The sequence below is a fragment of the Pseudomonas sp. HMWF032 genome (assembly GCF_003060885.1).
In the GTDB taxonomy this organism is placed as follows: Bacteria; Pseudomonadota; Gammaproteobacteria; order Pseudomonadales; family Pseudomonadaceae; genus Aquipseudomonas.
Genome location: NZ_QAIG01000008.1, coordinates 479,609 through 500,183 on the forward strand (window position 1 = coordinate 479,609; position 20,575 = coordinate 500,183).

Consider the following 20,575-nt stretch of genomic DNA (forward strand, 5'->3'; position numbering starts at 1 on the left):
AGATGGCGGCCTTTGTGCCTGAAGCCGCCCCGGAGCCGCAATGACCACCCACGCCACGCCCCTTTCCCCGACGCTGGAGCTTGCCTGTGAGCTGATTCGTCGTCCGTCCGTCACGCCGCTTGATGAGGGCTGCCAGGAACAGATGACGCGCCGCCTTGCCGCCTGCGGTTTCACCATCGAACCGATGCGGATCGAGGACGTGGACAACTTCTGGGCCAGCCACGGCAACGACAACGGCCCGGTCTTGTGCTTTGCCGGACACACCGATGTGGTCCCCACCGGCCCAGTGCAGAAGTGGCAGCACCAGCCGTTCGATGCGCTGATCGATGAGAACGGCATGCTCTGCGGCCGTGGCGCGGCAGACATGAAAGGCAGCCTGGCGTCGATGATCATCGCCGTTGAACGCTTTGTCGCCGAATACCCGGATCACAAAGGCCGTATCGCCTTTCTGATCACCAGCGACGAAGAAGGCCCGGCGCACCACGGCACCAAGGCGGTGGTTGAACGCCTGCGCGAACGTAACGAGCGCCTGGACTGGTGCATCGTCGGCGAACCATCGAGCACCTCCCTGGTTGGCGACGTGGTGAAAAACGGCCGCCGCGGCTCACTCGGCTGCACCCTGACCGTACGCGGCAAGCAGGGCCACGTGGCCTACCCGCACCTGGCGCGCAACCCGATTCATCTGGCCGCGCCGGCCCTGGCCGAATTGGCCGCCGAGCATTGGGATGACGGCAACGCCTTCTTCCCGCCGACCAGCTTCCAGATTTCCAACCTCAACGCAGGCACCGGCGCGACCAACGTGATTCCGGGTGAGCTGAAGGCCATCTTCAACTTCCGCTTCTCGACTGAATCGACGGTTGAAGGCCTGCAGCAGCGTACTCAGGCCATTCTCAACAAACACGGCCTGGATTTTGAACTGGACTGGGCCCTCTCCGGTCTGCCCTTCCTCACTGAGCCGGGTGCGCTGCTCGACGCCGTAGCGGCCAGCATCAAGGCCATCACCGGCCGCGATACCAAACCGTCTACCAGCGGCGGTACCTCGGACGGGCGTTTTATCGCGACTCTCGGCACCCAGGTGGTCGAACTCGGCCCGGTCAACGCCACCATCCACCAGGTCGACGAGCGCGTACTGGCCAGCGATCTGGATGTGCTGACCGAAATCTACTACCAGACCCTGGTCAATCTGCTCGCATGAGTCTGATCTGCCCCATCTGCCAGGCCCCCCTGCAGACGCTCGACAACGGCGTCGCCTGCCAGGCCAACCACCGCTTTGACCGCGCACGCCAGGGTTACCTGAACCTGTTGCCAGTACAACACAAGAACAGCCGCGACCCGGGCGACAACCTCGCCATGGTCGAAGCGCGGCGGCGCTTTCTCGACGGCGGTCATTACGCACCGCTGGCCAAGCGCCTGGCCGAACTGGCGGCCGGTTATAACCCGGCGCGCTGGCTGGATATCGGTTGCGGCGAGGGTTACTACACCGCGCAGATCGCCGATGCCCTGCCGCAAGCCGACGGCTACGCCCTGGACATCTCCCGCGAGGCGGTCAAGCGCGCCTGCAAACGTGCGCCGCAGCTGACCTGGCTGGTGGCAAGCATGGCCCGTGTACCGTTGGCGGACGCCAGCTGCCAACTGCTGGCCAGCGTCTTCAGCCCGCTCGATTGGCTGGAAGCCAAGCGCCTGCTGCCCCCCGGTGGCGGCCTGCTGCGCATGGGCCCAACCAGCGAACACCTGATGGAATTGCGCCAGAAGCTATATGACGAAGTGCGTGACTACGATGATCAGAAGCACCTGGAGCTGATCCCCGACGGCATGCGCCTGGCCCACAGCGAAACCCTGACCTTTAATCTGCACCTGCAAAGCAGCGAAGCCCGCGCCGACCTGCTGGCCATGACCCCACACGGCTGGCGCGCCAGTGCCGAACGCCGCGCAGCGGTGATCGCCGAACCCTGCGACGTGACTGTCGCCATCCGCTACGACTGGATCGAGAGACTATGACCATGCGCCAACCGGATATCGAGATTTACCTGAAAGACGCCGACCACACCGCCATCGGCGAGTGGCTGAGCCAAGCGCTGGGCAGCTGCACACCCTGGCAGCAGAAAGGCCAGACCTTCAAGTGCATGGCCGGTGAAGTTCCCGTCACCTGGCTGCCCAAGGCCGTCGGCAAATGGCACAGCCTGTTCCTGGAAAGCGATGCCACGCCCTGGGCCGACGACCTGGCTTGCGCTCAGGCCGCCTTCGCCGCGCTGAATGTCGAAGTGCGCTGTGCACCCGGCGGCTGGCAGGAAGAAGAAAGCGACGAGCAGGCCGACCGCTGGATGCGCATCAGCGCCGATGGGGTGGAAGAGATCACCTGGCGCACCGGCTAACCGACCGCTGAAAACTACTGCGCTCGGCTATTCTGCGTTGCAACGACCAACGGGAGTAACAGCCGAAGGCTGATCCGAAGGACGAGCGATGCGAGTAAAGCAGCCTCACAGCCAAAGGCTGAACGTGCTTTAGCACGACCCGAAGAGGTGAGCGCAGCGAATCCAATGTTCATGTACAGACGTACGCTTCGCTTTTCGGCTACTTCCGCCTTGCCTAGCCATCGCTCGCTACGTTTTCAACAGCCGCTTTACAGACGAATACAAAAAACCCCGCCTAAGCGGGGTTTTGTTTAACCGGGCGTTTACTTCTTGCCCAGTTTCTTCAGCTCTTCGTCACGCAGTTCGCGGCGCAGGATTTTGCCAACGTTGGTGGTCGGCAGCACGTCGCGGAACTCCACAGCTTTCGGCACTTTGTAGCCAGTGACGTTGGCCCGCATGTGCTCCATGACCTGCTCTTTGGTCAGGGTTTCACCCGGTTTGACCACCACAAAGATCTTGATCGCCTCACCCGATTTCTCATCCGGCACACCGATGGCCGCGCACTGCAGTACGCCTGGCAGGGTGGCCAGCACGTCTTCCAGCTCGTTCGGGTAGACGTTGAAGCCTGACACCAGAATCATGTCCTTCTTGCGGTCGACGATACGCATGTAACCGTCTTCCTGGATCACCGCGATATCGCCGGTCTTCAACCAGCCTTCGGCGTCGAGGATTTCGTCGGTGGCTTCCTGGCGCTGCCAGTAGCCCTTCATCACCTGCGGACCTTTGACGCACAACTCACCAATCGAACCCAGCGGCTGCTCGACGCCTTCATCGTCGATCACCTTGCACACGGTCGATGGAACCGGAATACCGATGGTGCCGATCTGGATATTGCTGAACGGGTTAACCGAGGCCACTGGGCTGGTTTCGGTCATGCCGAAGCCTTCGCAGATCGAGCAACCAGTCACCTGCTTCCAACGCTCGGCAGTCGCCAGTTGTAGCGCCATACCACCGGAGAAGGTGGCCTTGAGGGTCGAGAAGTCCAGCTTGCGGAAGTCCTCGTTGTTGCACAGGGCAACAAACAGGGTGTTGAGACCGACAAAACCGGTGAATTTGTACTTGGCCAGGTCCTTGGTCATGGCTGGCAGATCACGCGGGTTGGTGATCAGCACGTTGTGCCCGCCAATCAGCATCATCGCCATGCAATGGAAGGTGAAGGCGTAGATGTGATACAGCGGCAATGGCGCGATCAACACTTCACTGCCTTCGCTCATTTCCGAGCCCATCAGCGCCTTGACCTGGAGCATGTTGGCGATCAGGTTGCGGTGGGTGAGCATCGCGCCCTTGGCCACGCCGGTGGTGCCACCGGTGTATTGCAGCACGGCGATATCGCCATTGCTCGGCGCTGCATCCTTGGGTGCCTGGCCACGGCCTTTGGCCATGGCAGCAGTGAATTTAACGGCTTGCGGCAGGTTATAAGCCGGCACCATCTTTTTCACACGCTTGACCACGCTGTTTACCAGCAGGCGCTTGAGCGGCGAAAGCATGTCACCGACTTCGGTGATGATGACCGTCTTGATCCCGGTTTTCGGCAGTACCTGCTCAGCCAGATGGGCCATGTTGGCCAGACTGACCAGAGCCTTGGCACCGGAATCGTTGAATTGGTGTTCCATTTCCCGCGCGGTGTACAGCGGGTTGGTGTTGACCACCACCAGTCCGGCACGCAGGGCACCGAAAACCACAACCGGGTACTGCAACACGTTGGGCAGTTGCACGGCGATCCGGTCGCCGGGCTGCAGATTGGTGTTCTGCTGCAAGTAAGCGGCAAAGTTGCCGGACAACTCGTACAGCTCACCGTAGGTAATGGTTTTACCCATGTTGCTGAAAGCAGGCTTGTCGGCGAAGCGTTGGCAGGACTCTTTCAGTACCGCTTGAATGTTCGGGTACTGGTCAGGATTGATTTCGGCAGCAATCCCAACGGGATACTTATCCTTCCAAAAGTTTTCGGTCATGGAAGCCCACTCCTCAGCAACAGCTTGATCTTCACCGCGCGTAGACGGTTGTTTATTGTAGGTTCGCGTGATTTCTTGCGACTTGAACAGCCAAAAATTGCCGCAAGCAACTTCTGACGTCGCACAGCGACAGCCCAGAAAGACAGGTCACTATGGATGGCGGATCACAAAAAAGCCGCCCGAGAGTAGCAGCTTTGCCAAACAGCGACTAGCACCAATAAGCGCCGCAGCAGTCACAAAAGTGACCAACAATCAACAATCAGTCACTTCTATAATTTCGCTGTAACAGGCGGACTATAGCCGTTGCGCAGTGATGGAAGGGATTTCAGCGCACCCGCCGTTGTCACTGCGGTATGCGCTGAAACAGTCACTGCTTTGAAGCGATCAAGCGATGTCGCGCAACTCACGGCGGAGAATCTTGCCAACCGGGGTCATCGGCAGCGAGTCACGGAAGACAATCTGCTTGGGCACCTTGTAGCCGGTGAAGTTTTCCTTGCAGTAGGCCTTCAGCTCCTCAGCATTGAGGCTGCTGTCGCGGGCCACCACGAACAACTTGACCGTTTCCCCGGACTTCTCATCCGGCACGCCGATGGCCGCGCAACTGGCGACTTTCGGGTGGGCCATGACCACATCTTCGATCTCGTTGGGGTACACGTTAAAGCCCGAGACGATGATCATGTCCTTCTTGCGGTCGACGATACGTACGAAACCATCCGGATCGATCACCGCCACATCACCGGTCTTGAACCAGCCCTCGGCGTCCAGCACTTCGGCCGTGGCTTCGTCACGATTCCAGTAGCCCTTCATCACCTGCGGGCCCTTGATGCACAACTCGCCGCGCTCGCCCAACGGCTGCTCGATACCGTCATCATCAATCACCTTGAACGCCGTGCCCGGCACCGGAATGCCCACCGTGCCCAAGCGCGCTTTGTCGCCATAAGGATTGGTGCTGGCCACCGGGCTGGTTTCGGTCAGACCGTAGCCTTCGACCACGGTGCAACCGGTCATTGCCTGCCAGCGTTCGGCCGTGGCCTTGACCAGGGCGGTGCCCCCGGAATTGGTGACCTTGAGTTTGGAGAAATCCAGGTTCTTGAATTCAGGGTTATCCATCAACGCGACAAACAGCGTGTTGAGGCCCAGCAGTGCAGAGAACTGCCACTTGCCCAGCTCCTTAACGAAGCCTGGAATGTCGCGCGGGTTGGTGATCAGCACGTTATGGTTGCCGTTGACCATCATGCACATGCAGTTCGCGGTGAAGGCATAGATATGGTACAGCGGCAGCGGCGCGATCATGATTTCCTGGCCCTGCTTCATCAGCGGGGTGCCATCGCTGCCCAACTGCGACAGGCAGGCATCGACCTGCAGCATGTTGGCCACCAGGTTGCCGTGGGTCAGCATCGCGCCCTTGGCCACCCCGGTGGTGCCGCCGGTGTATTGCAGCACGGCAACATCGGCATGACCGACCTTTACCGGTTTGAGCGCATGGCCCTGGCCCTGCTTGAGTGCATCCTTGAACGCCACCGCCTGCGGCAGGTGGTAATCCGGAACCATCTTCTTGACCTTCTTCACCACGGTGTTGACCAGCCAACCCTTGAGGCTCGGCAGCAGGTCACCCATCTTGGCTTCGATCAGGTAATCGATCTCGGTGTCCGGCAGCACATCCTGCACCAGCTTGCCGAACATGTTCAGGTACACCAGCGCACGCACACCGGCATCCTTGAACTGATGGCGCATCTCGCGGGCGGTGTACAGCGGATTGGTGTTGACCACAATCAGCCCGGCGCGCATCGCGCCGAACACGGCAATCGGGTACTGCAGCACGTTGGGCATCTGCACGGCGATGCGGTCACCTGGCTGCAAGTCAGTATGTTTCTGCAGGTAAGCGGCAAAGGCCGCCGAGAGCCGATCCAGCTCAGCATAAGTCAGGGTCACGCCCAGGTTGCTGAAAGCAGGTCGATCGGCGAATTTCTTGCACGAGCGCTCAAACACCTCGATCACCGACTTGTAAGCCCCCAGGTCGATGTCATTGGGTACGCCGGCCGGGCGCTTGTCGCTCCAGAAATCAGGCTGCATTATTTTTGTCCTCTTGCCCTGAGATGGTCTGATCCGCGCTGCGGAGTTGGCTGGAACTTAACAGTTAACGCCATACAGGCAAATAGCCGAGCAGCGTCATTGACGCACTGAATCTTGCCGCTCGCTGCACAACTATCCTGCCAACCCGGTACAGAAACGCCGCCAGCGGATAACGGCCATAGGTTCATGGACAGCCGTTACACCTGGATGGACTTTGCGCCGCGCTGCACGGGGTGCACAATGCGAAGCTTCTGCAGGCTCAAGGAATTCGCCATGCCCCACCACGCGTTCTGGCTCAACAGTACCGATGCAGCGCCTCTCTACGTCAATCGCTGGTGCGCAGAACAGCCGCCAAAAGCATTGTTGATGGTGGCCCACGGCATGGCCGAACACAGCGGACGCTATGCCCGCCTGGCCGAAGCGCTGGTGGCGCAGGGCTTCGAGGTTTACGCACATGACCAGCGCGGGCATGGCAAAACCGCCGAGCATGGTCTGCTCGGCCACTATGCCGACAGCAAAGGCTGGGAGCTGGTCGTCAACGATCTCGCACGCCTCAATCATCATATGCGGCAAACCCACCCACAAACGCCGATTTTCCTGCTCGGCCACAGCATGGGCAGCTACATCGCTCAGGCCTATCTGATGCAACACAGCTGCAGTTTGCAGGGTGCGATTCTGTCCGGTTCCAACTACCAGCCCGTGGCGCTGTACCGCGCCGGCCAGTGGCTGGCACGCTTCGAGCGCTGGCGACAAGGGCCAGAGGGACGCAGTGCTCTGCTGGAATTCGCCTCATTCGGTTCGTTCAACAAGGCCTTCAAACCTAACCGCACCGCCTTCGACTGGCTGAGCCGTGACCCTCTGGAAGTCGACAAGTACATCCATGACCCACTGTGCGGCTTCCGCTGCAGCAATCAGCTGTGGATCGACCTGCTCGGCGGCCTGCAACAGATCACCCCACTGGAAAATCTTGCGCAGATCGACAACAGCCTGCCGCTGCTGGTGATAGGCGGGGCCTGTGACCCGGTCAGCGACGGCCGCCGTCAGCAGGATCTGGGCAACGCCCTGAGGGCCGCCGGCAACCAGCACGTTCAAGTCAAACTCTATCCCGACGCGCGTCACGAGTTGCTCAACGAGAGCAATCGTGACGAAGTCACTGCCCAGATCATCGACTGGTTGCAGCAGGCCCTCAGCCAACCGCGCCAGTACCACCAACAGAGCCAAGAGAGTCACCCATGACCCAGAGCAGCAACACGCCCTACGACGCCCTCGAAGTCGGCCAGACCGCCAGCTACAGCAAGACCGTCAGCGAACGCGATATCCAGCTGTTTGCCGAGGTCTCCGGCGATCACAATCCGGTGCATCTGGATGCGGACTACGCTGCCACCACCATGTTCAAGGAGCGTATCGCCCACGGTATGTTCAGCGGTGCCTTGATCAGCGCCGCCGTAGCCTGCGAACTGCCTGGCCCCGGCACCATCTATATCGGCCAGAGCATGCGTTTCACCGCACCGGTGAAGCTCGGCGACACCCTCACCGTGCGCCTGGAAATCCTTGAGAAACTGCCAAAATTCCGCGTGCGTGTAGCCACTCGCGTGTTCAACCAGAACGATGAGCTGGTGGTCGATGGCGAAGCGGAAATCCTCGCCCCGCGCAAGGCACAGAATGTTGAACTGACTCAGCTGCCGCCCATCACCATCGGCTAAAAATTGCTCACGATCACTGCCCGTTGCTCGGCGGCAAGATCATCAACAGCTTCTAAGCTTGTTAGCCCACGTCACCGTCGCTGCCTGCGGCGGTGCTCCGCCCTTCTATACAATCGCGCCCGAGGCACTCCCGCTTCGGCGCTTCTGGAGATACCCATGTCCCTGTCCATGTACCAAGCATCCATCCCCGTCTTTACCCGCCAGCTGAACAACCTGTCGACCATCCTCGGCCTCGCCGCCGCCCACGCCGCAGAGAAAAACATCGAGCAGAGCGTATTTCTCAACGCCCGCCTGGCCCCCGATATGTTCCCGCTCAGCCGCCAGGTACAAATCGCCTGCGACGGCGCCAAGGCTGGCGCTGCGCTGCTGGCTGAAGTGGAAGCACCCAGCCATGCCGACGACGAAACCAGCTTCGCCGAACTGCAAACGCGCATCGCCAAGACCCTGAGTTTTCTGCAAGGCCTGAGCGCCGCGCAGATCGACGGCAGCGCAACACGCACCGTAACCCTCAAGCGCCGCGACAAAGAAACCCACTTCCAGGGTCAGGCCTTCCTGCTCGATCACGTCATGCCGAACTTCTACTTCCACTACACCACCGCCTACGCCATCCTGCGCCACAACGGCGTCAATATCGGCAAGCGCGACTTCCTCGGTACTCGTTAAGACAAGCGCCAGGTCTTACAGGCGACGCCGAAGGCCCCATCAGAAGGCCAAGCAGAATCGTTGTGGAAGGGTGCGAGCCGCATGGATGCGGCGAGAGGGCTGGCGCCACCGCGATAAAAGGCCAGGGACGGCCCTTGTACGCCGCCCCCTAGAGCAATGATGGAGTGAGGGAACCCGACGAAGTCGGGCCGGATACAAGGGGAAAGAACCTTTGCTTACTTTTGGCGGGGCCGGCCATCCGGGCGTTTGCCAAAAGTGAGCCGCCGTAAGGGCGGAACCACTCGTCAGTGGAAGACACAAACGGCGAATGGCTCGCCTGTCATAGCCGTGCCCACTGCCCATCCACACGATGGGCCTGCAGGTGCGGCAGCACCGCTGCCAGCAATGGCTCCTTGAACGCATCCTGAAAGCGATGGGCCAGTCCCGGAATCAAGCGCAGCTCACTGCCTTTGATATGCGCGGCCACATGCACACCGTGCATCACCGGCAGCAGCGGATCAGCCGTACCGTGCACCACCAGCGTCGGCACCTGCAAGCGGTTGAGCAGTTCGACCCGGCTCGGTTCGGCGAGGATGGCCAGCAACTGGCGTTGCACCCCCTCTGGGTTGAAAGCGCGGTCATAGGCAACCTGCGCCTGCTGTAACAATAACTGGCGGTCATCACTGACCGCCGGGCTACCCAGCGCCGCCAGCAGGTCAGCCTGCTGTTCCAGCGCCACCGTGCGATTGGGGGCGTCGCGCCGAGCCAGCAAGGTCAGCAGTTCGCTGCTCGGGGCCGGCAGGCCCTGGGCACCGGAACTGGTCATCACCAACGTCAGGCTCTGAACCCGCTCAGGCGCAAGGTCGGCCATGTGCTGAGCGATCATCCCGCCCATGCTAGCGCCCAACACATGGGCGCGTTCGATCTTCAGGCTATCCAGCAGCCCCAGAGCATCACGGGCCATGTCGCGCAGGCCATAAGGCGCTGCCACCGACAGCCCCAGGCGATAGCGCAGCGCTTCATAGGTCAGGTTGATTTCCGGTGCCGTAGCGACCCAATTGCTCAAGCCGACATCGCGGTTATCGAAGCGAATCACCCGAAACCCCTGCTGACACAGACGCTCGACGACCTCATCCGGCCAATGAATCAATTGCCCACCCAGGCCCATCACCAGCAGCAACGCCGGGTCCGTGTCACGCCCGATACTCTGGTAAGCCAGGCGCACGTCTGCGACCTCGGCGGTCAGCGTTGGCACCTGAACACTGCAAGGTTGTGCGGCAAAAGCCGGCAGGCCGCACAGCAGTGCGACGAGAACAATCAAACTACGCATGGCATCACCCAGCCATGGGACAGCAGAACGCAGCCCCCCATTAAGACGCGAGTGTGATGATGTTTTTACGAGCGCACTGCCACACAAGCGTGACAATTTGATGAAGGGAGACGAGCGGTCGCCATTGCAGTGAGTAGGTTGGGTGAGGAGCCTGCGACGAAGCCCAAAAAACGGGCAAGTGTCGAGCAGAACCTGGAGTTCCCAGTTGGACTTCGCTGCGCTCGGCACCAACCTACACAATGGCTGATCAGGCCAGTTCGCTACGCAGCTGACGAGCCGCCGCCACCATATTGATCAACGCCGCTTCGGTCTCCGGCCAGGCACGGGTTTTCAGGCCGCAGTCCGGATTGACCCACAGCCGCTCGAGCGGAATACGCTGCGCGGCCTTGCGCAACAAGTTGACCATCTCCCTGCTGTCCGGCACCCGTGGCGAGTGGATGTCATACACGCCGGGGCCGATGTCGTTGGGGTAGTCGAAGCGCTCGAAGGCCTCCAGCAGCTGCATGTCCGAACGCGAGGTTTCAATGGTGATCACGTCGGCATCCATGGCGGCGATGGACTCGATCACGTCGTTGAACTCGCTGTAGCACATGTGGGTGTGGATCTGCGTTTCGTCACGCACACCCGAGGCGCACAGACGGAACGCCTCAGTGGCCCAGTTCAGGTACCCCTGCCACTGCGCCTGGCGCAGCGGCAGGCCTTCGCGGAAGGCGGCTTCGTCGATCTGGATGATCCTGATACCCGCTGTTTCCAGGTCAACCACCTCGTCACGAATGGCCAGGGCCAGCTGACGCGCCTGCTGCTCAGGGGAAATGTCGTCGCGCGGGAAGGACCACATCAGCATGGTCACCGGGCCGGTCAGCATACCCTTCATCACTTTGCGGGTAAGGGTCTGCGCATAACCGATCCAGGCCACAGTCATGGCCTTGGGCCGACTCAGGTCGCCGTAGATCACTGCAGGTTTTACGCAACGCGAACCGTAGCTCTGCACCCAACCGAAACGGGTCAAGGCATAGCCGTCGAGCTGCTCGGCGAAGTACTCGACCATGTCGTTGCGCTCGGCCTCGCCGTGCACCAGCACATCCAGACCGAGGTTTTCCTGCACCTCAACGGCATGACGGATTTCGCTGTGCATGGCCTCGGTGTAATCCCCCGCCGACAGCTTGCCAGCCTTGAACGCCTGACGCGCCAGACGGATGGCGGCGGTTTGCGGAAACGAGCCAATGGTAGTGGTCGGCAAGACCGGCAGCTGCAGGCGTGCGCGCTGCTGCTCGATGCGTGTGACAAATGGCGACTGACGCTGGCTGTCAGCGGCAGTAATGGCAGCCAAACGCGCCTGCACTGCCGGCTTGTGGATGCGTGGCGATTGCGCGCGACTGGCCTGCACGGCGCGGCTTGCCGCCAGTGCGGCCTGCACCTGAGCATCCTGCGGGTTATTAAGCGCCGTGGTCAGCAGTGCGACTTCCTCACACTTCTGCACGGCAAAGGCCAGCCAGCTTTTCAGCTCATCATCCAGTTTGTCCTCGCGGTTCAGGTCCACCGGGCTGTGCAACAGCGAGCAGCTTGGCGCCACCCACAGGCGCTCGCCCAGGCGCTCCTGGGCCTGTTGCAACGTCTCCAGCACCGCTTGCAGATCGGTACGCCAAACGTTGCGGCCACTGACCACGCCCAGCGACAGCACCTTATAGGCCGGCAAACGGTCGAGGATGGTCGGGAACTGCTCGGGCGCACGTACCAGGTCGATATGCAGACCATCCACCGGCAGGCTGGCGGCCAGACCGAGGTTGTCTTCCAGGCCGGCGAAATAGGTAGCGATCAGTTTCTTGCAGGGCTCGCGCTGCAGCAGGTTGTAGGCGCGCTCGAAGGCGTTCTTCCAGGCTTGCGGCAGGTCCAGCACCAGAATCGGCTCATCGATCTGCACCCACTCCACACCCTGAACGGCCAGGCGCTGGAGGATTTCGCCGTAGACCGGCAACAGGCGCTCCAGCAGATCGAGTTTGTCGAAGCTCTCGGTTTCAGCAGCGGCACCCTTGGCTTTGCCCAACCACAGATAGGTTAGCGGGCCGATCAGCACCGGCTTGACGCGGTGACCCAATGCGTGAGCTTCTTCGACTTCCTCGAACAGTTGCTCCCAGCTCAACTGGAACTGCTGCTCGACACTGAATTCGGGCACGAGATAGTGGTAGTTGGTATCGAACCATTTGGTCATTTCTTGCGCATGGGCACCGCAACAGGCGTTCTGGCTGCTCTTGTTTGCAACGGCACCGCGCGCCATGCCGAACAAGGTATCCAGGGTCGGCTTGTCGTTGGCCGGGCGAAAGCGCTCGGGGATCACGCCGAAGCTCAACGAGTGCGTCAGCACCTGGTCGTACCAGGCGAAATCGCCGACCGGCAGCAGGTCGATACCCGCGTCCTTCTGCAGCAGCCAGTGGGCGGCGCGCAGCTCACGCCCCACCGCCTGCAGACCGGCCTCGTCCAGTTCGCCCTTCCAGTAGGCCTCCAGGGCTTTTTTCAGTTCACGGTCGCGACCGATACGCGGAAAACCAAGGGAATGGGACAGGGCCATGTCAGAACGCTCCAGCAGATCAATAAGATGCTGGCTATTCTCGGCACCCCGTCTAAGTGAGACAAACTCAATCTATTCGCCTTGATCTATAGTTTTACTCATGTTCTGCTTGTCGCTAGAACGCCGATCCGCCAAACACCGAGGCCCGCCATGCTCGAATTGCGCCACCTGAAAACCCTGCATGCCCTGCGCGAAAGCGAAAGCCTGGTGGATGCCGCCGAACGTCTGCACCTGACGCAATCGGCGCTGTCACACCAGTTCAAGGAGTTGGAAGAGCGCCTGGGCATGCCGCTGTTCGTGCGCAAAACCAAGCCGGTGCGCTTTACCAGCGCAGGACTGCGCCTGTTGCAGCTGTCTGACACGGTGTTGCCGCTGCTGCGCGGTGCCGAGCGTGATTTAGCCCGCCTGGCCGGTGGCACCGCCGGCCGTCTGCACATGGCCATCGAATGCCACAGCTGCTTCCAGTGGCTGATGCCGACCATCGACCAGTTCCGCGATGCCTGGCCGGAAGTGGAACTGGACCTGGCCTCGGGCTTCTCCTTCGCCCCACTGCCCGCCCTGGCCCGCGGTGATCTGGACCTGGTGGTGACCAGCGATCCACTGGAACTGGCCGGCATCACCTATGTGCCGCTGTTTACCTATGAAGCCATGCTCGCCGTGGCCAACCAGCATCCGCTGGCCAGCAAACCGTGCATCAAGCCGCAGGACCTGGCCACGGAAACCCTGATCACCTACCCGGTGGAACGTGACCGCCTGGACATCTTCACCCGCTTCCTTGAGCCGGCAGATGTCGAACCAGCGCAGGTGCGCACCTCCGAGCTGACGGTGATGATGATGCAGCTGGTGGCCAGCGGCCGCGGCGTGTGTGGTCTGCCCAACTGGGCGCTGCATGAATACAGTTCGCGTGGCTACGTGACGGCAAAACGCCTGGGCGATAAGGGGCTGTTTGCAACACTGTATGCCGGCATCCGTACCGATATGCTCGACGCGCCGTTTATGCGCGACTTCCTGCTGACCGCCAAAGACACCTCCTTCGCCAATCTGGAAGGCGTCAGCGTGGCACGCGGCTGAGCTTGCATAACCCGCCGCCTGAATATCGAGCACTGCATGCGTTGTTTGCTTTCCGTCTTGCTGCTCTGGGCTGGCCTCTGCCAGCCCCTGCATAGCCAGGAAAAAATACACATCGCCATCGGCGAATGGCCACCGTTTATCAGCGCATCGCTGCCTCACTACGGCGTAGTGCCGCAGTTGATCAGCGAAGTCTTCGCCAGCCAGAACGTCAGCGTGGAATACGGTTTCTTCCCGTGGAAGCGCGCCTACACAGAAGTCAAACAGGGTCACTGGCAAGCCTCGGCCATCTGGGGTCGCACGCCGGAGCGCGAGGCCGACTGCCTGTTTTCTGCTGTGGTCTACAGCGATGAACTGGTGCTGTTCTACCGTCGCGACAAACCGATCAGCTGGGACGGCCGCCTCGCAGGGGCCGAGCAGCTCAATGGTCTGCGCATCGGCATTCCGTTGGGATCGGCGAAGATGCCAGTGCTGGAGCAAGCCGAACAGCGCGGTTGGGTGCAGTACGAAGCCAGCGGGGATGAGCTGATCAACCTGCGCAAGCTGGCCGCCGGGCGCATTGATGCGGTGGACATTGTCAAAGGCTCGGGCAGCCATGTGCTCAACCAACTCAGCGCCAAGGAACGCGCCCACCTGACCACCACGCAAACCTACGATACCTGGGATTACCACCTGATTTTCTCCCGCCAGTTGCCTGAGAGCGAACGCCTGCAGCAACTCTTCGATCAGGGCCTGCGCGAGCTGAAAGACAGCGGCCGTTATGCGCAACTCTGGCAACCACTCAGCACATCACACCATCCTTAAACACTGATCCATCCAATCACGGCAAAGCCTGTTACAACTGCCGGCTTGCCGCATCGTGACCAACAGTCATAGCATGACCACCGGTCACAACCTCTGACAAATCCGCATGCGCTACCAAGATCAACTCTTCGAACAACGCGAAACCGCCCTCCTCGACGCCGCCCGTCAGCTGTTTGCCGAGCAGCCCTGGGACCGCGTGACGATTGCCGAAGTGGCGCTTGCCGCTGGCATCGGTAAAGGCACGGTGTACAAGCACTTCCCCAGCAAGGAAGCGCTGTATGCGCGCCTGGTGCTCGACCTCAGCCGCGCCAACCTGCTGGAACTGCGCGAACTGCATGCCGCCAGTCCGGCGCAGGACGCCATGCGCCGGGTCATTCAGCGCGCCTTCGAGCAGATGCTGGCCAACCCGATCCAGGCGCAGCTGTGCCTGCACTGCGACCGCCCGGAGTTTCAGGAGCGCCTGGAAAGCCCGTACCGCCAGCAATTCCTCGATATAGAGCAGGAATTCCAGCTGTTCTTCAGCGACATGCTCGGCGTCACCCTGAACAACCAGGCGCTGAGCCAGAGCGACTGCCAGAACCTGCTGTGGGGCGTGGAAGCCTGCGTCAACGGAGTGATGGCGCGTATCGCCTCCGGTGGTTTTGCCCATTGGGCCGAGCCGATAGCCCTGGATGAGTATTTCGCTCGCGTCACCGATTTCATCATTGCCGGCCTGCGCACCCAGGCCGCCGGCTTGCTTGCTCAACCTCATCGCCACGAGTAGCCACCATGTTCAGTCAACTGTCCAAACGCCCCTGGTTGATCGCCGTCGCCATCAGTCTGCTGCTCGTGTTGTGGCTGTTCAGCGGCTCGCTGTTCAAGGCCCAGGAAACCGCCACCGCCGATGCGCCTGCCGAGGCAAAGGGCCTGACCAAGGTTGAAGTGCAGTGGCTGGAAGCCAGCCCGATGCAGCGCCAGCATGTGGTGCAGGGTCAGATCGAGGCCTGGCGCCGGGTTGAGCTGCGCTCGCAGATCAGCGGTACGGTGACGCGCTTGGATCAAGACAAAGGCAACCCGGTCAAGCAAGGTCAGTTGCTGCTCAGCCTTTCCACCGACAACCGCCCGGCCCAGGTAGCCAAGGGTGAAGCTGATGTACGCCAGCGCGCCGCCGATGCCAGTGCTGCCAACCGTTTGCACGAACGCAAGATGATTTCCTCCAACGAGCTGATCCGCTTGCAAAGTGAGCTGGCCAAGGCCCAGGCTGAACTGGACCTGGCGCGCATTCAGCTGGGTAATACGCAGATCAGCGCGCCCTTTGCCGGGGTGTATGACCAGCGCACGGTCGAGCTAGGCGATTTCGTCCAACCGGGGCAAAGCCTGTTAACCCTGGTCGACATCAGCCTGCTCAAAGTCAGCGCGCAGATTGCCCAACAGGAGGTCACCCACCTGACCCTGGGCCAGAGCGTGCGGGTCGAATTGCTTGATGGCCGCGAACTGCAAGGCGAACTGCATTTTATCGCCGCCGCCGCCGAGCCTGGCTCACGCAGCTTCCGTATCGAGGTCAAGGTCGCCAACCCTCAGGCCCTGCGCCTGGCCGGTGCCAGTGCGACCCTGCATGTACAAACCGGCGAAGCCCTGGCCCATCGCCTGTCACCTGCCCTGCTGAGTCTGGATAAAGCCGGCCGGCATGGCGTCAAGTGGGTTAATGAGCAGCAACAGGTGCAGTTCACCCCGGTGCAGCTGATCAGCGTCGACAACCAGGGCGCCTGGGTCAGCGGCCTGCCTAACAAGGTGGCCTTGATCACCCTCGGCCAGGGCTTTGTCGAGCCGGGCCAGCAGGTGATCAGCCAGCTGGCCAAAGGGGGTAGCTGATATGCATGGCCTGATCGCTGCGGCGCTGGATCGCAGCCGCACCAGCCTGCTGGTGCTGCTATTTCTTATGCTAGGTGGGCTGGCGGCGTATTTCGCCATCCCCAAAGAAGCCAATCCGGATGTCAGCATCCCGATCATCTATGTCTCGGTAACCCTCGAAGGCATCAGCCCGGAAGACGCCGAACGCCTGCTGGTTCGCCCGCTGGAGCAAGAACTGCGCAGCCTCGAAGGGGTCAAGGAAATGCGTTCCATGGCCAGCGAAGGCCATGCCTCGGTGACCCTGGAGTTCGATGCTGGCTTCAACGCCAAGCTGGCCCTCGCCGATGTGCGCGAGAAGGTCGATACCGCCCGCAGCAAGCTACCGGAGGAAGCCGAAGAACCCACGGTCAATGAAGTCAACGTGGCGCTGTTTCCGGTGCTGTCGATTGGTCTGTCCGGGCCGATTGCCGAAACCGAATTGGTCTACATCGCCCGCCGCCTGAAAGAGAACGTTGAAGGCATCGCCGAAGTGCTCTCGGTGGAAATCGGCGGCGACCGCGAAGACCTGCTGGAAATCGTCGTCGACCCGCAGGTGCTCGACAGCTACGGCATCGATTACAACGAGCTGTTCAACCTGGTCAGCCGCAACAACCGCCTGGTCGCCGCCGGCAGCCTGGACACCGGTGCCGGGCGCATGAGCATGAAAGTGCCCGGGGTGATCGAAAACCTTGAAGACGTACTGTCCATGCCGATCAAGGTGGTGGGCAACAGCGTGGTGACCTTTGGCGATGTCGCCACCATTCACCGCACCTTCAAGGACCCCACCGGTTACGCGCGGATCAATGGCCAGCCCGCGGTGGTGCTGGAGGTGTCAAAGCGCAGCGGCGCCAACATCATCGACACCATCGAGCAGGTCAAGGCGCTGATGACCAAGGCCCAGCCGCTGCTGCCCGAGGGCCTCAAGGTCAGCTACATCATGGATCAGTCGCAGCAGGTGCAGAGCATGCTCAGCGATCTGCTCAACAACGTGATTGCCTCCATCGTGCTGGTGCTGATTCTGGTGGTAGCGACCATGGGTACGCGCTCGGCGCTATTAGTCGGACTGACCATTCCGGGGGCCTTTCTGACGGGCATCCTGGTGATCTGGATGTTCGGTTTTACCCTCAATATCGTCGTGCTGTTCAGCCTGATTCTGGTCGCCGGCATGCTGGTGGACGGCGCCATTGTGGTCGCCGAGCTGGCCGACCGGTACTTGCATCAGGGCCAGAGCCCTCGCCAGGCCTGGGCCAACGCCACCACGCGAATGGCCTGGCCGGTGATCTCGTCCACCGCCTGCACCCTGGTGGTGTTTCTGCCGCTGTTGTTCTGGCCGGGCGTGGTCGGCCAGTTCATGAAGTACCTGCCGGCCACGGTGATTGTCTGCCTGCTGGCCTCCCTGGCCATGGCCCTGGTGTTTCTACCGGTACTCGGCGCAGTCACCGGTGGCCAATCGCTGCCGCAACCGAGCCAACCCGGTCGTGGCGCAGTGGCCTATCGCAGGGTGCTGGGAGCCTTGTTGAAACGTCCCGGCCTGAGCCTCATGGGCATGCTCGCTGTAATTGCGCTGATCTACACCGCTTATGGCCGTTTCAACCATGGGGTGGAGTTCTTTCCCGAGGTCGAGCCGGAAAGCGCGCAGATCTGGGTACGCGCTCGCGGCGACCTGTCGGTGCAGGAGAAGGATGCCCTGCTGCAAAAAGTGGAGAACCGCCTGCTCGGCATGCGCGAGGTCAAGGCGCTGTATGCCCGCTCTCTGGCGCAACCGGACGGCCAGCTCGGTGCCGATGTAATCGGCACCCTGCAGTTCCAGTTCGTCGAATGGCACGAACGACGTGCGGCCACTCAGATCCTCGCCGACATGAGCCAGCGTACCGTCGACATACCCGGCATCGTCCTGGAGTTTCGCAAACAGGAAGAAGGCCCCAGCAGCGGCAAGCCGGTGAAACTGCAAATCAGCTCGCTGGACCCGGCCAAGGCCGATCAGTGGGTCGAGCAGGTGCGCGCCAGCATGCAGCGCCTGGGCGGCTTCAAGGACATCGAGGATGACCGCGCTCTGCCAGGTATCGAATGGCGGATCAAGGTCGACCGCGAGGCGGCCGCGCGTTTCGGTGCAGACGTACTGAGCGTCGGCAACGCCGTGCAGATGGTCACCAACGGCCTGAAACTGGCCACCTACCGCCCGGAAGACGCCACCGATGAAGTGGATATCCGCGTGCGCCTGCCGGCCAACTGGCGCTCCCTCGACCAACTCAGCCGACTGACCCTGAGCACCCCGGCCGGACAGATTCCACTGGGCAACTTCGTCTCCCTGCAACAGGCTCCCAAGGTCGGCACCCTGCGTCGGGTCGATGGCAATCGCACCATTACTCTGCAGGCCGACATTGCCGAAGGCGCGCGTCTGGATGAACGCCTACTGGCCCTGCGGGAAGCGATGGGCGAGGTGCCCAGCGATGTACAGGTGAAGGTTGCCGGCGAGGATGCTGACCAGCGTGAGGCGGCGACCTTCCTCAGCACCGCCTTTGCCGTGGCGATTTTCCTGATGTTTATCATCCTGGTAACCCAGTTCAACAGCCTCTATCAGACGCTACTGGTGCTCTCGGCCATCGTGCTGTCCACCGCTGGGGTACTGATGGGCCTGCTGGTCAACGGCCAGTCGTTCGGCATCGTGATGGTCGGCATGGGCTTGATCGCCCTGGCCGGGATCGTGGTGAACAACAACATCATCCTTATCGACACTTACAACCAGCTGCGCCGCCAGGGCCTGGAACCATACGAAGCAGCGCTGGAAACCAGCAGCCTGCGCCTGCGCCCGGTGCTGCTCACCGCCGTGGCCACGGTGCTCGGTCTGGTGCCGATGGTCATGGGGGTCAACGTCGACCTGATCACCCCAAGCCTGGGTGTTGGCGCACCATCGACCCAGTGGTGGACGCAACTGTCCAGTGCGATTGCCGGCGGTCTGAGTTTCGGCACCGTGCTGACCCTGCTGCTGACGCCCTGCATGCTGGTGCTCGGCGCGCGCTTCGAACGTCGTCCACCACCACTGGAAACCTTCGACGACGACCTGCTCGACTTGCCGGAGCACCTGCTGGCCAGTGCCACCGGCAAGGTCAAGCTGCAACGCACGCCATAACCTGCACACCCAGGTCAGCAGTGGCCTGGGCATGGTCGAATACAGCGCCAGCGGGGCTCGGCTGTTTATCGTCGACCGAAGGCTTTATCAGACCGGATTAATTGCGCTCGGAACTCAGCAGCATCAACAGCGACACCGGCTGCTCGCTCTCCGGGTGCAACGGTTCCTGCAGCCATTGCAGGCGCCAGCCGGTATCGCTGAATAAGCCCAACCAGGACTCCAATGTGCGGAAAAACCAGGGCATCGGTTGAGCAAAGCCCTCGCCGAAGCCAGCAAAGGTTTCCACCCGCCAACCGTCGCGATAACCCACGTCATTGCAGGCGCGCCAGGGGTGCAGAGTCTGGATCAGCAACCGGCCATCCTGCGCCAGCAGGCCATGCAGGGCATTCAGCGTCGGCGCCAGGGGTTCTTCCAGAAGGGCAAAGTTGCACACCAGCGTATCGAAACGCCCCAGCAGCCCAGCCTGACTCTCCAGCTCGGCATAACCGCATACGCGGTACTGCGACGTGCCTGACGCCGCCTGCTGCGCCACAGCAATCAGCGGGGCGGAGGCGTCCACGCCCACCGCCTCAATACCATGTTCGACCAGCCCACGGCACAACCAGCCCTCGCCGCAGCCCAGATCCAGCACGCGCGTGGGTGCAAGGGCGAGAATCGCCTGAACGATGGCCGCATCGGTCACCAGTCGGCGACTTTCAATGCGTTGCTCGCGCACGGCCGCCGTCCAGGCATCGGCATTGGCCTGCCAACTGAGGTTGAGTTGCTCCCGATGGTCGCGTTGCATAGCTCACTCGTCGCCTGTTCAACATCTGTATGAGCACACCCGCCAAAGCAAGTGCAGCCACTGGCAATCCTGCGCTGTTCACCTCGCGTGCGCATTGCCGCTGATCACTTATTCAGCGCCCGGTGGAGACCGAGAAAATATTGCGTCTGCCAAACCCGTCCCGGCGTCATCGACACAGCAGCAGCTAAACTGCAAGCAGAGGCCGACTGAGCGGAGCTCAGTGAACAAGCCCGCTGATGTGAT

General features: G+C 61.5%; 16 protein-coding genes. 11 read left to right on the forward strand and 5 right to left on the reverse strand.

Annotated features, from left to right (window positions below; all coding sequences use genetic code 11):
• Positions 1–40: 40 nt before the first annotated feature.
• From dapE to DBR00_RS14660, 3 genes are read left to right on the forward strand one after another with little or no spacing between them, the layout of a single operon-like run.
• Positions 41–1,195 (forward strand): succinyl-diaminopimelate desuccinylase, encoded by a 1,155-nt coding sequence (gene dapE / locus DBR00_RS14650; RefSeq protein ID WP_108487623.1) that lies wholly within the window; start codon positions 41–43, stop codon positions 1,193–1,195.
• Positions 1,192–1,998 carry a putative RNA methyltransferase gene (locus DBR00_RS14655; protein ID WP_108487621.1) on the forward strand — a complete coding sequence of 269 codons (807 nt, stop codon included), beginning with the start codon at positions 1,192–1,194 and terminating at the stop codon, positions 1,996–1,998. The genes dapE and DBR00_RS14655 overlap by 4 nt, the downstream gene beginning before the upstream one ends.
• 2 nt (positions 1,999–2,000) lie before the next feature.
• Complete coding sequence (locus DBR00_RS14660) at positions 2,001–2,372, forward strand: hypothetical protein (RefSeq protein ID WP_108487712.1); 372 nt, start codon at positions 2,001–2,003, stop codon at positions 2,370–2,372.
• 302 nt (positions 2,373–2,674) lie between these two features.
• Here DBR00_RS14660 and fadD1 read toward each other — a convergent pair whose 3' ends face one another.
• Both fadD1 and fadD2 read right to left on the reverse strand, forming a co-directional pair.
• The gene (gene fadD1, locus DBR00_RS14665) at positions 2,675–4,363 is read right to left on the reverse strand and encodes a long-chain-fatty-acid--CoA ligase FadD1 (RefSeq protein ID WP_108487619.1); all 1,689 of its coding nucleotides are present in this window, start codon (positions 4,361–4,363) and stop codon (positions 2,675–2,677) included.
• 384 nt (positions 4,364–4,747) lie between these two features.
• The gene (fadD2, locus tag DBR00_RS14670) at positions 4,748–6,436 is read right to left on the reverse strand and encodes a long-chain-fatty-acid--CoA ligase FadD2 (protein WP_108487617.1); all 1,689 of its coding nucleotides are present in this window, start codon (positions 6,434–6,436) and stop codon (positions 4,748–4,750) included.
• A gap of 273 nt (positions 6,437–6,709) precedes the next feature.
• On the opposite strand from fadD2, the gene DBR00_RS14675 reads away from it, so the two are divergent.
• The 3 genes from DBR00_RS14675 to DBR00_RS14685 all read left to right on the forward strand — a co-directional run bounded on the left by DBR00_RS14675 (position 6,710) and on the right by DBR00_RS14685 (position 8,802).
• The gene (locus DBR00_RS14675) at positions 6,710–7,672 is read left to right on the forward strand and encodes an alpha/beta hydrolase (protein ID WP_108487615.1); all 963 of its coding nucleotides are present in this window, start codon (positions 6,710–6,712) and stop codon (positions 7,670–7,672) included.
• On the forward strand, positions 7,669–8,139 hold the full coding sequence (locus DBR00_RS14680; RefSeq protein ID WP_108487613.1) for a MaoC family dehydratase: 471 nt from the start codon (positions 7,669–7,671) through the stop codon (positions 8,137–8,139). The genes DBR00_RS14675 and DBR00_RS14680 overlap by 4 nt, the downstream gene beginning before the upstream one ends.
• A 156-nt stretch (positions 8,140–8,295) precedes the next feature.
• Positions 8,296–8,802 (forward strand): DUF1993 family protein, encoded by a 507-nt coding sequence (locus DBR00_RS14685; protein WP_108487611.1) that lies wholly within the window; start codon positions 8,296–8,298, stop codon positions 8,800–8,802.
• Between the two features lie 319 nt (positions 8,803–9,121).
• Here the strand turns inward: DBR00_RS14685 and DBR00_RS14690 are convergent, their stop codons facing one another.
• Positions 9,122–10,111 carry an alpha/beta fold hydrolase gene (locus DBR00_RS14690; RefSeq protein ID WP_108487609.1) on the reverse strand — a complete coding sequence of 330 codons (990 nt, stop codon included), beginning with the start codon at positions 10,109–10,111 and terminating at the stop codon, positions 9,122–9,124.
• A 247-nt stretch (positions 10,112–10,358) separates the two neighbouring features.
• Complete coding sequence (gene metE, locus DBR00_RS14695) at positions 10,359–12,677, reverse strand: 5-methyltetrahydropteroyltriglutamate--homocysteine S-methyltransferase (protein WP_108487607.1); 2,319 nt, start codon at positions 12,675–12,677, stop codon at positions 10,359–10,361.
• A gap of 150 nt (positions 12,678–12,827) precedes the next feature.
• On the opposite strand from metE, the gene metR reads away from it, so the two are divergent.
• The 5 genes from metR (at position 12,828) to DBR00_RS14720 (ending at position 19,548) form a co-directional block, all read left to right on the forward strand.
• The gene (gene metR, locus DBR00_RS14700) at positions 12,828–13,748 is read left to right on the forward strand and encodes a transcriptional regulator MetR (protein WP_108487605.1); all 921 of its coding nucleotides are present in this window, start codon (positions 12,828–12,830) and stop codon (positions 13,746–13,748) included.
• Positions 13,749–13,784: 36 nt separating this feature from the next.
• Entirely contained in the window at positions 13,785–14,549 is a 765-nt protein-coding gene (locus tag DBR00_RS14705) for an ABC transporter substrate-binding protein (RefSeq protein WP_218276623.1), read from the forward strand.
• Between the two features lie 106 nt (positions 14,550–14,655).
• The gene (locus DBR00_RS14710; RefSeq protein WP_108487601.1) at positions 14,656–15,312 is read left to right on the forward strand and encodes a TetR/AcrR family transcriptional regulator; all 657 of its coding nucleotides are present in this window, start codon (positions 14,656–14,658) and stop codon (positions 15,310–15,312) included.
• 5 nt (positions 15,313–15,317) lie between these two features.
• Entirely contained in the window at positions 15,318–16,400 is a 1,083-nt protein-coding gene (locus tag DBR00_RS14715; protein WP_108487599.1) for an efflux RND transporter periplasmic adaptor subunit, read from the forward strand.
• Between the two features lies 1 nt (position 16,401).
• Positions 16,402–19,548 carry an efflux RND transporter permease subunit gene (locus DBR00_RS14720; RefSeq protein WP_108487597.1) on the forward strand — a complete coding sequence of 1,049 codons (3,147 nt, stop codon included), beginning with the start codon at positions 16,402–16,404 and terminating at the stop codon, positions 19,546–19,548.
• Between the two features lie 97 nt (positions 19,549–19,645).
• On the opposite strand, the gene DBR00_RS14725 is transcribed toward DBR00_RS14720, so the two are convergent.
• Entirely contained in the window at positions 19,646–20,332 is a 687-nt protein-coding gene (locus DBR00_RS14725) for a bifunctional 2-polyprenyl-6-hydroxyphenol methylase/3-demethylubiquinol 3-O-methyltransferase UbiG (protein WP_108487595.1), read from the reverse strand.
• Positions 20,333–20,575: the final 243 nt, after the last annotated feature.